We start from the raw sequence: 305 nt of genomic DNA, 5'->3' as shown, positions 1-305 counted from the left end.
GTACCATCGGCGCTGGAGGGCTTAACGGTCGTGTTCGGGATGGGTACGTGTGGAACCCCTCCGCTATCGCCACCAAACGCATGATTGAAGCCATTCAATCATATAGTGTATAAGTTGAAAGAGTCTTGCTCTCTCAAAACTGAACAACGAGTGAGTGTGCTCGGAAGCTTAGCTTCCATATATTTGAATGTTTCCGTTTCAGGAAACGATTCTCCATAGAAAGGAGGTGATCCAGCCGCACCTTCCGATACGGCTACCTTGTTACGACTTCACCCCAATCATCTACCCCACCTTCGACGGCTGGC

General features: G+C 49.8%; 2 rRNA genes. Both read right to left on the bottom strand.

Annotated features, from left to right (window positions below):
- Positions 1–77: ribosomal RNA gene (rrf, locus tag KJS58_RS25145) — 5S ribosomal RNA — on the bottom strand; the annotation flags it as partial.
- A gap of 142 nt (positions 78–219) precedes the next feature.
- A 16S ribosomal RNA gene (locus KJS58_RS25140) occupies positions 220–305 on the bottom strand; the annotation flags it as partial.

Source organism: Paenibacillus sp. J45TS6, assembly GCF_018403285.1.
GTDB lineage: Bacteria > Bacillota > Bacilli > Paenibacillales > Paenibacillaceae > Paenibacillus.
This window is presented reverse-complemented; position numbering and strand designations above follow the sequence as displayed.